The 12818-nt window shown below is 44.6% G+C and carries 10 protein-coding genes; 5 read left to right on the top strand and 5 right to left on the bottom strand.

Translation table 11 applies throughout. From position 1 onward, the window contains the following. Nucleotides 1-183 precede the first annotated feature (183 nt). Both BSZ04_RS19725 and BSZ04_RS19720 read left to right on the top strand, forming a co-directional pair. The gene (locus tag BSZ04_RS19725) at nt 184-1317 is read left to right on the top strand and encodes a flagellin (RefSeq protein WP_088881209.1); all 1134 of its coding nucleotides are present in this window, start codon (nt 184-186) and stop codon (nt 1315-1317) included. 112 nt (nt 1318-1429) lie between these two features. Next, nucleotides 1430-2554, top strand: coding sequence for a flagellin (locus BSZ04_RS19720; RefSeq protein WP_088881208.1), 1125 nt, complete (start codon nt 1430-1432; stop codon nt 2552-2554). A gap of 98 nt (nt 2555-2652) precedes the next feature. On the opposite strand, the gene crr is transcribed toward BSZ04_RS19720, so the two are convergent. The 5 genes from crr to cysZ all read right to left on the bottom strand — a co-directional run bounded on the left by crr (nt 2653) and on the right by cysZ (nt 7560). After that, nucleotides 2653-3162, bottom strand: coding sequence for a PTS glucose transporter subunit IIA (gene crr / locus BSZ04_RS19715; RefSeq protein ID WP_005425608.1), 510 nt, complete (start codon nt 3160-3162; stop codon nt 2653-2655). 105 nt (nt 3163-3267) lie between these two features. Beyond that, nucleotides 3268-4992, bottom strand: coding sequence for a phosphoenolpyruvate-protein phosphotransferase PtsI (ptsI, locus tag BSZ04_RS19710; RefSeq protein WP_010446728.1), 1725 nt, complete (start codon nt 4990-4992; stop codon nt 3268-3270). A gap of 139 nt (nt 4993-5131) precedes the next feature. Continuing rightward, nucleotides 5132-5389, bottom strand: coding sequence for an HPr family phosphocarrier protein (locus tag BSZ04_RS19705; protein ID WP_005436894.1), 258 nt, complete (start codon nt 5387-5389; stop codon nt 5132-5134). A 298-nt stretch (nt 5390-5687) separates the two neighbouring features. Continuing rightward, a complete protein-coding gene (gene cysK, locus BSZ04_RS19695; RefSeq protein WP_088881207.1) occupies nt 5688-6656 on the bottom strand; it encodes a cysteine synthase A in 969 nt (322 codons plus the stop codon). 166 nt (nt 6657-6822) lie between these two features. Next, nucleotides 6823-7560 (bottom strand): sulfate transporter CysZ, encoded by a 738-nt coding sequence (cysZ, locus tag BSZ04_RS19690; RefSeq protein ID WP_045385367.1) that lies wholly within the window; start codon nt 7558-7560, stop codon nt 6823-6825. A gap of 291 nt (nt 7561-7851) precedes the next feature. Between cysZ and zipA the strand changes: the two genes are divergently transcribed. The 3 genes from zipA to BSZ04_RS19675 all read left to right on the top strand — a co-directional run bounded on the left by zipA (nt 7852) and on the right by BSZ04_RS19675 (nt 12773). After that, nucleotides 7852-8808: a cell division protein ZipA gene (zipA, locus tag BSZ04_RS19685; RefSeq protein WP_088881206.1), complete on the top strand. Its 957-nt coding sequence runs from the start codon at nt 7852-7854 to the stop codon at nt 8806-8808. 88 nt (nt 8809-8896) lie between these two features. Further along, nucleotides 8897-10909 (top strand): NAD-dependent DNA ligase LigA, encoded by a 2013-nt coding sequence (gene ligA, locus BSZ04_RS19680; protein ID WP_088881205.1) that lies wholly within the window; start codon nt 8897-8899, stop codon nt 10907-10909. 511 nt (nt 10910-11420) lie between these two features. After that, nucleotides 11421-12773 carry an OprD family porin gene (locus BSZ04_RS19675; protein WP_088881204.1) on the top strand — a complete coding sequence of 451 codons (1353 nt, stop codon included), beginning with the start codon at nt 11421-11423 and terminating at the stop codon, nt 12771-12773. The last annotated feature ends 45 nt before the right edge of the window (nt 12774-12818 follow it).

Below are 12818 nucleotides of genomic sequence, written 5' to 3'. Positions count from 1 at the left end.
AACTTTAGTGTTTTCTTTATTATTTTCTCAAAACTGCTGTTCGAATCTCGCATTGCCATTTTTCTTATTTTTTTTCTAAAGCTTCTCAAATTGACGTCGTTATAAGGGTAACTTTGAGAGAACTACTTGGTTTTCCGAGACGTCGGAAACCGCTTTATCGGAAAATCAATTGGAGAAATCACCATGGCAGTGAATGTAAATACAAACGTATCGGCGATGACCGCTCAGCGTTACCTAAACAACGCAAACTCAGCTCAACAAACTTCAATGGAGCGTTTGTCTTCAGGCTTCAAAATCAACAGCGCAAAAGATGACGCTGCGGGTCTACAAATCTCGAACCGCTTGAACGTTCAAAGCCGTGGTTTAGACGTTGCGGTACGTAATGCGAATGATGGTATTTCAATTGCACAGACCGCTGAAGGTGCAATGAATGAGACAACCAACATCCTACAACGTATGCGTGACCTATCTCTACAATCTGCAAACGGCTCTAACTCAAAAGCAGAGCGTGTTGCGATCCAGGAAGAAGTAACGGCACTAAACGATGAGCTTAACCGTATCGCTGAAACGACATCATTTGGTGGTAACAAGCTGCTGAACGGCACTTACGGTACCCAGTCTTTCCAAATCGGTGCAGACAACGGCGAAGCAGTAATGCTTAACCTTAAAGATATGCGCTCAGACAACCAAATGATGGGTGGCAGCAGCTACGTCGCTGAAAACGGTAAAGGTAAAGACTGGTCGGTTGCTGGCGACAAAGCAGACCTGACTATCTCGCTAAAAGACAGCTTTGGTGAAGAGCAAGAGTTCACTATCAACGCAAAAGCTGGCGATGATATTGAAGAAGTAGCAACTTACATCAACGGTCAAACTGACCTAGTGAAAGCATCTGTAGGTGAAGACGGTAAGCTACAAGTATTTGCGGGTAACAACAAAGTTGACGGCGAAGTGTCATTCTCAGGTGGTCTAGCTGGTGAGCTGAGCTTAAGTGAAGCTAAAGCGGTAACAGTAGATACGATCGACGTAACATCTGTAGCAGGTGCACAAGAGTCTGTAGCTATTGTTGATGCCGCGCTGAAATACGTGGATAGCCACCGTGCAGAGCTAGGTGCTTTCCAAAACCGTTTCAACCACGCAATCAGCAACTTGGATAACATTAACGAGAACGTGAATGCATCGAAGAGCCGTATCAAAGATACAGACTTCGCGAAAGAAACGACTCAAATGACCAAGTCACAAATTCTATCGCAAGCGTCAAGCTCTATCCTTGCGCAAGCAAAACAAGCGCCAAACTCAGCGCTAAGCCTACTAGGTTAATCAACCTAATACGACGCGATACAAAAGCCAGGCTAACCCCTGGCTTTTTGCTTATTCAAATCACGCATAAGTGCACTGTACAGGACGGGAACAAGGAGTTCGTATCGATTAGATGGTCTCTTTAAATACCAATGTCACTGCGATGATGACGCAGCGACACCTCGGTCATGCCGCTGAGCAAAACATAGAATCACAGCGTAATCTTACCTCGGGTTATCGGATTAACTCCGCCAGTGATGACGCTGCTGGTCTACAGATCTCCAATACTCTTAATGTTCAAACAAGAGGGCTTGATGTCGCCTTGAGAAATGCGCACGACGCATATTCGGTGGCACAAACCGCTGAGGGAGCTTTGCATGAGAGTAGCGATATATTGCAACGCTTACGCTCTCTGGGGCTGCAAGCAGCAAACGGCAGTAATGATTCAAGTGACCGGCAAAGTATTCAATACGAGGTCGTAGCGCTACAAGATGAGCTTGATCGTGTTGCGATCACGACGACATTTGCGGATAAAAACCTGTTTGATGGATCTTACGGCTCACAAAGCTTCCATATCGGAGCAAATGCCAACTCAATCTCTTTGACACTGCGAAATATGCGCAGCCATATCCCGGAGATGGGAGGGCAGCATTATATCGGTGATGCAGTCGAGAAAGATTGGCAAGTCTCCAAAGGTAATCAAACTCTCAAGTTTGAATACCAAGATAGCGAAGGGCAAACCCAAACAGAATCTATTAGGCTCAAACTAGGAGACCGCATCGAGCAAGTGGCCACTTACATCAATGCGCAGCAATCGATAGTGAGTGCCTCAGTGACTGAAAACAATGAACTGCAATTCTTTTCCTCGACGCTGAATGCGCCAGAAGGTGTGGAACTAAAGGGCAGTTTAGTGGATGAGCTTGATGTTACTGCTGGTGGGTTAGTCACAATGGACGACATCGATATGTCGACTGTCGGCGGAGCACAGCTTTCGGTTGGCGTGATTGATGCGGCAATTAAGTACGTTGACTCGCATCGAAGTGAAATAGGCGGCTTTCAAAACCGGGTTAGTGGCACTATGGACAACCTCAATACCGTCAATCGCAGTGTGACTGAATCAAAAGGGCGGATACGAGATACTGACTTTGCTCGAGAATCGACAAAGATGGTACGTTCACAAGTGCTGCAAGACGCAACGACAGCATTGTTGGCTCAAGCGAAACAGAGACCTAACTCGGCACTTGGCTTGCTCAGTTGAACGAGGTTCAGCGATAGAAATCGTTCGGAAGTAAAAGTTTCAGGTAATAAAAAACGCTGCCGTTGGCAGCGTTTTTTTCGTGTTAGGTTAAGTAATAATTACTTAGTTACACGTAGAACTGGAGTTTCACCAACAGTTACAGAACCAGAAAGCTTGTTCAGCTCTTTGATTTCGTCCATGTTAGAGATAACAACTGGAGTTAGCGTTGATTTCGCTTTCTCTTCTAGAAGAGCTAGGTCGAATTCAATTACAGTGTCGCCAGCTTTAACAGTTTGACCTTCTTCTGCGATACGCTTGAAGCCTTCGCCTTTCAGTTCAACAGTGTCGATACCGAAGTGAACGAATAGCTCAACACCGTCGTCAGATTCGATAGAGAACGCGTGGTTCGTTTCGAAGATCTTACCGATAGTACCGTTTACAGGAGCTACCATTTTGTTACCAGCAGGTTTGATAGCAATACCATCACCAACGATTTTCTCAGCGAAAACAACATCTGGCACATCTTCGATGTTCACGATCTCACCAGATAGTGGTGCGATGATTTCGATTGCACCTGCGTCAGCGCTGTCGTCAGATACTAGCTTCTTAAGTTTGTCAAACAGACCCATTGTGTCATGCTCCTAACGTTTTATTTAATTCTGTCGAATTATAGTATACCAATCTTTCGAGATAGACGACTTTTTTTAACCGCCTATCTCATTGGAATTAGTTGATTATTGAGTTTTCTCTGCAATGAACTTTTCTACAACTGCTTCGATTTCTGCTGCTGTTGGTAGAGAAAGTGCTTCTTCAGCCATTGCTTTCACTTCTGCGAAGTTAGAGTTACGGATAACTTTCTTCACTTTAGGGATAGAGATACCGCTCATTGAGAACTCGTCTAGCCCCATACCTAGAAGAAGAAGTGTTGCACGCTCATCACCTGCTAGCTCACCACACATACCAGTCCACTTACCTTCAGCGTGAGAAGCGTCGATAACTTGCTTGATCACAGTAAGTACAGCTGGTGATAGTGGGTTGTATAGGTGAGAAATCATCTCGTTACCACGGTCAACCGCTAGTGTGTACTGAGTTAGGTCGTTTGTACCGATAGAGAAGAAAGATACTTCCTTCGCTAGGTGGTGTGCGATAGCTGCTGCAGCTGGAGTCTCAACCATTACACCGATTTCGATATTTTCGTCGAATGCATGACCTTCAGCGCGTAGTTCTGCTTTGTACTCTTCGATTGCTTTCTTAAGCTCACGGATTTCTTCAACAGAGATAATCATTGGGAACATGATGCGTAGTTTACCGTGTGCAGATGCACGTAGGATACCACGTAGCTGGTCACGTAGGATTTCACGACGATCCAAACTGATACGTACTGCACGCCAGCCTAGGAACGGGTTCATCTCTTTTGGAAGATCCATGTATGGAAGATCTTTGTCACCGCCGATATCCATAGTACGGATGATCACAGACTCACCGTTCATTGCTTCAGCAACTTCTTTGTAAGCTTGGTATTGCTCTTCTTCAGTTGGAAGTGCATCGCGGTCCATAAACAGGAATTCAGTACGGTACAGACCAACACCTTCACCACCGTTACGGATGATACCGTCACAGTCTTTAACCGTACCGATGTTACCGCAAACTTCAACGCGGTGACCGTCAGTTGTCTCTGCGTGTAGGTCTTTTAGCTTCGCTAGCTCTTCTTTTTCAGCGATGAATGCAGCTTTAACTGCTTTCGCTTCTTCTAGTTCAGCATCAGATGGGTTGATAACGATCTTGTTGTTCATCGCATCAAGAATCAGCATATCGCCATTCTTAACTTGTTTAGTGATGTCGTTAGTACCAACGATAGCTGGAAGCTCAAGAGAGCGAGCCATGATTGAAGTGTGAGAAGTACGACCGCCGATGTCACAAGCAAAACCAAGAACGTAGTCTAGGTTAATCTGTGCAGTTTCAGATGGTGTTAGGTCGTAAGCTACTAGGATAACTTCTTCATCGATGTCGCTTAGCGAAACGATGTTGATGCCTAGAGCGTTCTTAACAAAACGAGAACCGATATCGCGAATGTCAGTAGCACGTTCTTTTAGGTATTCATCATCTAGAGACTCAAGAGCACATGCTTGCTCTTCGATCACAGAGTGAATCGCGTGATCAGCAGTCATCTTGTCGTTTTTGATAAGTGCTAGGATTTCCTCTTCTAGCTCTTCGTCTTCAAGAAGCATGATGTGACCTTCAAAGATCGCTTCTTTTTCTTCGCCGAAAGTTTCAAGCGCTTTTTGCTTGATAGTTTCTAGCTGAGCTGCAGATTTGTTACGTGCGTCAAAAAAACGTGCAACTTCTGCTTCTACTTGATCGTCAGAAATAGTGTTTGTGTTTAGGACAATTTCATCTTCTTGAAGTAGTAGTGCTTTACCGATTGCAATACCAGGAGATGCTAGGATGCCTGAAATCATAGCCTTACCTTAAGTTGGTCAACTTTATAAAACGGGAGAATAATGGGTGCGCTAACGAATAGTATTAGCTTAGTTTTGAGCCTATTTCCAACGAAGCCATTTTGCTTTCACAAAATGGCTTCTGAAATAGGAGACCGAATTAGTGTAGTTGGTCCATTAGAGCAACTAGGTGGTCAACTGCTTGCTGAGCTTGTGGGCCTTCAGCAGAGATAGTTACTAGAGTACCTTTTACTAGGCCTAGTGTTTGCAGCTTGAATAGGCTCTTAGCGCTAGCGCTTTTACCGTTAGAAGTCACAGTGATGTCCGCGTCGAATGCTTTAGCTTCTTTAACGAACTGTGCAGCTGGACGAGTGTGAAGACCGTTTTCTGCTGTGATTTCTACTTGCTTCTCGTACATGTGATATACCCCAATAAATGTATTTTTTTGTTAGTTTGTGACTGAGTTTTAGCTTAACTGCTTTACTTCTTGTGCGCTAGCACGGGAGAGTTCAAAGCGTGTCAGAACTGATACTAGTCAAAAGTTTGGTAATTACGCAACTGTTTGCGTGCACAATTACTTAGAAAACTTTTTGGTTTAGATTCTTTATTTTGAACCTAAAAATAAAACACCCTGATATTACCAAAGGTGAGGCAGGGATCAACAAAAAAGCCCCTGAACGGGGCTTTTTTAAACGAAAAATTGATTTGACCACATATTACTGTTGGTTCTCTTTCTCGGTAAAGATACCCGCAAATAGCGCGGTACTTAGGTAACGTTCACCAGAGCTTGGTAGAACCGTAACAATAGTTTTTCCTTCAAATTCAGGGAGTTCTGCAAGTCGATTTGCTGCTACTACCGCTGCGCCCGAAGAAATGCCAGCTAGGATACCTTCTTCTTCCATTAGGCGACGAGCCATCTCGATTGCTTCTTCAGAAGTGACTTGCTCAACGCGGTCTAGAAGTTCTAAATCTAAGTTACCAGGGATGAAACCTGCGCCGATACCTTGGATTTTGTGTGGTGCCGGTTGGATTTCTTCACCTGCTAGCGCTTGGGCAATCACTGGTGATTCAGCTGGCTCTACTGCCACAGAAGTGATGGCTTTGCCTTTTTCGCCTTTGATGTAACGGCTTGTACCTGTGATAGTACCACCCGTACCTACACCCGCTACGAATACATCGATTTCACCGTCTGTTGCTTCCCAAATCTCAGGGCCAGTCGTCTTCTCGTGGATTTCTGGGTTAGCTGGGTTGTTGAACTGTTGTAGGAGAAGGTATTTTTCTGGGTTGCTTGCTACGATTTCTTCCGCTTTAGCAATCGCACCTTTCATGCCTTTTGCTGCTTCTGTTAGTTCTAGATTTGCACCTAGTGCTTTTAGAAGTTTGCGGCGTTCAAGACTCATTGACTCTGGCATGGTTAGCGTTAGCTTGTAACCGCGAGCGGCTGCTACGAATGCAAGCGCAATGCCTGTGTTACCACTGGTCGGCTCTACTAGCTCAACACCCGGCTTAAGCGTGCCAGCTTTTTCCGCTTCCCAAATCATGTTGGCACCAATACGGCACTTAACGCTGAAGCTTGGGTTTCGTGCTTCGATTTTCGCTAGAACTTTGCCTTTGCTCACTTTATTAAGGCGAACTAGAGGAGTATTACCAATAGTAAGAGAGTTGTCTTCGTAGATCTTGCTCATAGTGATGTTCCTTCATTACACGTTTTGTGAATATGGGTAAAAGAATATGCGGTATAAAAAAAAGGGAAAAGGATTAAAAAGTTATATCTTATGAGGTTGGTCGAGAATTAAACAAAATGAAAGGGGGAGGCATGTGGAGCCTCCCTTAATTGGATTAAAAAGCGCGTTATTGTTGATGCTTAAACTCGGTGACCCACATTGCAGTCGCACCACAGACGGCAACTGGCATCACAATGAGGTTAAGAATTGGAATGGTCGTGAATACAGAAACCAACACACCAAAGCCATATGCCTTACCTTGCTTTTGTTTCAATTTGTAACGCATGTCATTGAAAGGCACTTTATGATTATCAAATGGATAGTCACAGTACTGAATCGCCAACATCCAAGCCGTGAAGATGAACCATAGGATTGGTCCCACAGTTTGACCTAACGCCGGAATTAGTAGAAGTAAGAATAAGCCGATGGCTTTTGGTAATACATAGAGTAACTTTCGCCATTCACGCGCAAGAATTCTAGGCGTGTCTTTGAGTAAGGCTTTTAGTCCATCATCGTTAAGCTTTTTTCCAGTTAAAGACTCTTCTACTTTTTCAGCAAGCAGGCCATTGAAAGGCGCGGCGATAAAATTTGCTAGGGTGCTAAAGAAGTACGAGAAAGTAGCGAGGATGGTCAGAGCTAATAGTGGCCATAAAATGTACGTAAGCCAAGATAAGAACTCGGGTAGTTGCCCAATCCAACTCTCTATCCAGAGATTCAAATTAGAAAATAAATAAAAGATAGCGCTACCAACCAACAAAATATTGGCCATTAATGGCAATACTACAAATCTTCTCAGTTGGGGAGAAAGGGCTAGTTTAAGCCCGTAGAAAAAGTACCCAAATCCACTACGCTGTTTTATATCCACAGATTCCTAATCTCTTGTCATAAACGGTAAAGGCTCCATTGTAACCACCTAGTGAACAACTGCAATGTCGTAGCTCGCCCCAGCGACTCTTTGTACTAAAAGTGATAATCATGACTGAGGATTAATTTTCGTGGCAAAAATCACAACAAAAAACGGAACTTCTTGCATTAAGTTGTTCTAAACCAGCATACAGTTTTGGTAAAGTACATCTATCTATAGAATTTTTGGCGCTTAGCGTGACTGCTTCAGGATACCCAAAGGCAGTTTTACTAAGGATATTGAGAGTAAATAATGCAGGAATTGCGATTCGTACTCATCGTTGTTGGTGGTTTAGCCATTGCAGCGTTGTTGTTCCATGGTTTGTGGACAAGTAAAAAAGAAGGTAAAGCCAAATTTGGGGATAAACCATTAGGTAAGCTCGATAATGATCTGGTTGACGAGCAGAGCTTAGCTGGTGGTGACTTTGCTCCTGCGCCGGAAGATGATTTTGAGATAATCCGTAAAGACCGAAAAGAGCCGGATTTTGGTAGCAATGATCCTTTTGAGAAGAATATCGAATCGGATCCTTTGATTAACCACGATCCTCTTATTGATGGTGTTCCAGATACGGAGCCAGTAAAAAAGCCTTCAGCTATTGTAGAGCAAGAGAGTGAGTTGCCAGCGTTTAGCGCCGTTGCCGATGAAGAAGTCGAAATTGAGGCGCCAGTTGTTCAACCTAAAGAGTCGCTAAAGGAACCGCTTGAAAGTACCCTTGTAGAAGATACCGAAGAACAAGCGTTGCCAGAAGTGATTGAGCCAAACGTAGTAGAAGAACCAAAGCCAGAGCCAGAAATGCAGGTGATCATATTAAATGTGCACTGTGCTGGAGAAGAGCCGTTTGTGGGAACTAAGCTGTTCGATAGTCTTCAACAAAATGGTTTGATCTACGGTGAAATGAACATTTTCCACCGTCATGTAGACTTATCTGGTAATGGCAAAGTGCTATTCAGCGTTGCAAACATGATGCACCCAGGTACTTTGGAACACGGTGATCCAGCTGAGTTCACGACCAAAGGCATTTCATTCTTTATGACGCTACCTTGCTATGGTGAAGCGGATCAAAACTTCAACCTTATGCTGCGTATTGCACAACAAGTAGCGGATGATATGGGTGGTAACGTACTGGACGATCAACGTAACTTGATGACACCAGATCGATTGGCATCATATCGACGTCAAATAGTTGAGTTTAATGCTACTAACGCATAACCTTAACACCAAATAATGATAGGGCTCCGTTAGGAGCCCTTTTTCTTGGATTCCCAACCTCATTAATGAATATACACGGGGCTTTAATATGTCTGAATCAGTACATCAGCGACTAGAAGAACTAAAAGAGTCGTTGCACTACCACGCTGTTCGTTACTACGTGGAAGATAACCCAGAGATTCCAGATGCTGAATACGACCGTATGATGCGTGAACTATTGGATATTGAAGCCGAACATCCTGGGCTGGTTACTGTTGATTCTCCAAGCCAACGTGTTGGTGGTCAACCATTGTCTGAATTCAGCCAAGTTGCCCACGAAGTGCCAATGCTGTCGCTAGATAACGCTTTTGATGATGCAGAGTTAGACGGCTTTCATAAACGCGCTCAAGACCGTGTTGTTGGTCATACCATCAAACAATACTGCTGTGAGCCAAAGCTTGATGGCTTGGCGGTAAGCCTGTTATACGAGAACGGCGTACTGGTTCAGGCAGCAACTCGTGGCGACGGTACAACGGGTGAAAACATCACTGAAAACGTACGTACTATCAGTGCCATTCCATTAAAATTACAAGGCAAAGACTGGCCGACGCGTCTAGAAGTGCGCGGTGAAGTATTCATGCCCAAAGCGGGTTTTGACAAGCTTAACGAGATCGCACGTCAAAAAGGCGAGAAAGTATTTGTTAACCCGCGTAACGCAGCGGCAGGGAGCCTACGTCAATTAGATTCACGTATTACCGCTTCGCGTCCACTGAGCTTTTACGCCTACAGTGTTGGTGTTGTTGAGGGTGCTACACTTGCCAACAGTCACTACGAGCGATTCTTGCAAATCAAATCTTGGGGCTTACCAATGTGCCCTGAAACCAAGCGTGTCGACAACTTAGAAGAGGTCAAAGCTTACTACCAGGATATTCTCACGCGCCGTGAGGCTTTAGCTTACGAAATCGACGGCGTTGTAATCAAGGTTGATGACATTGCTATTCAAGAGCAATTGGGCTTTGTTGCTCGTGCTCCGCGTTGGGCAATTGCCTACAAATTTCCTGCTCAGGAAGAAATCACAACGCTAAATGAAGTCGAGTTCCAAGTGGGTCGTACCGGGGCAATTACCCCTGTCGCTAAGCTTGAGCCAGTATTCGTTGGTGGTGTGACGGTCTCTAACGCTACGCTTCATAATGCAGACGAGATTGAACGCTTACAAGTGATGGTAGGTGACCAAGTTGTTATTCGTCGCGCTGGTGATGTGATTCCACAAGTTGTATCGGTGATTAAAGAGCGCCGTCCAGAGACGGCTCGTGAGATCATCTTCCCGAATGCTTGTCCAGTATGTGGCTCTCACGTTGAGCGCATCGAAGGGGAGGCGGTAACACGTTGTACTGGCGGTTTAGTTTGTCAGGCTCAACGTAAAGAAGCGCTGAAGCATTTTGTGTCTCGTAAGGCTCTTGATGTCGACGGCTTAGGCGATAAGGTGATTGAGCAGCTGGTGGATCGTGAAATGGTGGAAACCCCAGCTGACTTATTCAAGCTCTCTGCGGGCGTATTGACGGTTCTAGAGCGAATGGGACCGAAATCGGCGACCAACGTTGTCAATGCGCTTGAGAAGTCAAAACTAACAACGTTGCCACGTTTCTTGTACTCGCTCGGTATTCGTGAAGTAGGGGAGGCGACTGCGGCCAACCTAGCACAGTACTTCAAAAACCTCGATGCCATTCAGCAAGCGACAGAAGAGCAGTTGATTGAAGTTCAAGACATTGGTGTGATAGTAGCGAAACACATTACCACCTTCTTTGGCGAAGAGAAAAACCAAGCTGTTGTTCGTGACTTGCTAGAACAAGGCATCAACTGGCCAGAGATTGCAGCACCACAAGAAGGGGTAGAGTTGCCTTTGGAAGGCAAGACGGTCGTATTAACTGGCACGCTTTCTCAACTAGGTCGCTCAGAAGCGAAAGAAGCGCTACAGAATCTAGGTGCGAAAGTGACGGGCAGTGTATCTAAGAAAACAGACATTCTGTTTGCAGGTGAGAATGCTGGTTCTAAGCTTGCAAAAGCGCAGGAGCTAGGTATTGAGATTCAAACTGAACAAGACTTGCTCAATTTGATGAAATAACCCACCTAAAAAAACATAAATCCACATCTAAAAGCCCGAAACTGTTTAAGTTTTGGGCTTTTTGTTTGCGCGTAATAAGTCGTGCATTGTTGTTAGCTTACCCAACATTTTTTATTCAGTGATCAATGTCTCTCCTTTAAATATTGAAGAAATGTCCCACACCATCATGCGACGCACTTCAAATTAAATAATGAGCATCGTGCTTAAGTTGTTGTTATTTATGGGCTAATGTCGTCTTGCTAGTTGTGGTGCTAAAAATAAGATCTAGATCAACAACTTAGATGGAACTTTGGCGTGGCTCATATTTTTTTAGAAAAAAAATAAGTTCTGTTTGGATGTTTTTAGGTGCGAAGTTAGTCTTATAGCCATGGATACACGGTGTGTATGCAGGAACTAAAAAAAACCAAATTAGAAATGATTAGGTTTACTCAGGAAATTGACTTCTTGCCTTCGGCGGCCAACTAAAGGTGAGAAAACAAATACAGCTATATCCATTTTTAGGAGTTTTTCCATGGACAAATTTTTTAAGGTATCTGCGATCACAGCTGCAATGGTTGGTGCGATGGCAGCAACGCCAGCAATGGCTAACCAGGATAATGTAGGCCCAGGTTACACTGGTGCAGTTTCAGAGTTCTTTGCTGAATCTACAATTAGCGGTAACTTTAACATGTGGATGCGTGCTCGTGACCGTGCAGGCACTGATGCAAACGGTAACGACACAGATAAAGAGACTAACCTAAACCACGGTAGTATGTTCATCAACCTTGGTTTTAACTCTGGTTATGTTGCAGATGTTGTGGGTGCTGACTTTGTAATCTACAGCACATGGGATATGTGGAATGATTCAGTAGGTGCTGGTCATGAAATGAACTTCCTAGACTGTGATGGTCCACGTGACACTGGTTGTTGGTCTAACCTTGAGAAAGGTGGCGTGTCTTTCGCAACGGCTGCAGCTAAGTTTAAGTTTGGTGAAAGCGGTACTGCTAAACTAGGTTACTTCCAACCTTCTGTACCTAGTGCACTAGGTGTTAACTGGTCATTTGCTCCTGGTACATACCGTGGTGGTGAAATCGGTGGCAAGATTGCTGGTATCGATCTTGGTCTTGTAATCGCTGACGAATACAAAGCTCCATGGTACAAAGAAACTGATGCTTTCCTAGGTGTTGATGGCGGCGATGAAGTTCTTTACTCATTCGGTGCGCGTTACACGCTAGACAACGGCATTAGCCTAGATGGTGCTTACGGTAAACTGGACGAGCGTGCAATGGCTCACCTAAAAGTTAAAGGCACAACAGATGGCGGTATCTACTGGTCTCCTCAACTTTACTACATCAATGATGACAACCAATATGTAGACGGTGATACTGGTTTCCAATTCGCGTTCTTGTCTAGCTACGCTTCAGGTCCATACTCGTTCCGTGCAGAAGCAACGTACACTATGGCTGAAGAAGATGGTAACTGGTTTGCTTACCGTCCAACAGCTGGCTACGGCGGCTCAAACGGTGCATACGAAATCTGGTGGAACAACCGTTCAGACTTTAACCACCATGAAGAGCTAGCGTTCTTCGGTTCGGTATCTCGCGACTTCGCTGATATCGGTGGTACAGGCTTCAGCGCTGGTATTAGTGGTGCGTACGGCTTTGGTTCTTCTGTAGAAGGTTACGATGACCTATCAGAATACGCATACAGCCTATTCGCGAACTACGCAATCCAAAACGGTGCTCTAAAAGATGCGGCAGTTAGCTTCCACTACACTAACTACTACAACGACACTAATGCACCTAGCTGGAATGGTTACGCTAACTTGTTCCAAGACGAGACAGACTTCAAGTTGATTGTTGCTATTCCATTCAACGTGAAATAATTGAATTGTCTTAAGTAATCGCTGTCTAAAAGCTGGGCCTTGCCC

This window comes from Vibrio rotiferianus, assembly GCF_002214395.1.
Taxonomy (GTDB): Bacteria; Pseudomonadota; Gammaproteobacteria; order Enterobacterales; family Vibrionaceae; genus Vibrio; species Vibrio rotiferianus.
The sequence above is the reverse complement of the archived record's forward strand: the minus strand, read 5'-3'. Positions and strand labels throughout refer to the sequence as shown.

Bases quoted from the DNA above. Each gene is read 5' to 3' on its own strand.
- crr (WP_005425608.1), bottom strand. From the start codon at position 3,162: ATGGGTCTGTTTGACAAACTTAAGAAGCTAGTATCTGACGACAGCGCT.
- BSZ04_RS19675 (WP_088881204.1), top strand. From the start codon at position 11,421: ATGGACAAATTTTTTAAGGTATCTGCGATCACAGCTGCAATGGTTGGT.
- zipA (WP_088881206.1), top strand. From the start codon at position 7,852: ATGCAGGAATTGCGATTCGTACTCATCGTTGTTGGTGGTTTAGCCATT.
- cysK (WP_088881207.1), bottom strand. From the start codon at position 6,656: ATGAGCAAGATCTACGAAGACAACTCTCTTACTATTGGTAATACTCCT.
- ptsI (WP_010446728.1), bottom strand. From the start codon at position 4,992: ATGATTTCAGGCATCCTAGCATCTCCTGGTATTGCAATCGGTAAAGCA.
- BSZ04_RS19720 (WP_088881208.1), top strand. From the start codon at position 1,430: ATGGTCTCTTTAAATACCAATGTCACTGCGATGATGACGCAGCGACAC.
- BSZ04_RS19725 (WP_088881209.1), top strand. From the start codon at position 184: ATGGCAGTGAATGTAAATACAAACGTATCGGCGATGACCGCTCAGCGT.
- ligA (WP_088881205.1), top strand. From the start codon at position 8,897: ATGTCTGAATCAGTACATCAGCGACTAGAAGAACTAAAAGAGTCGTTG.
- BSZ04_RS19705 (WP_005436894.1), bottom strand. From the start codon at position 5,389: ATGTACGAGAAGCAAGTAGAAATCACAGCAGAAAACGGTCTTCACACT.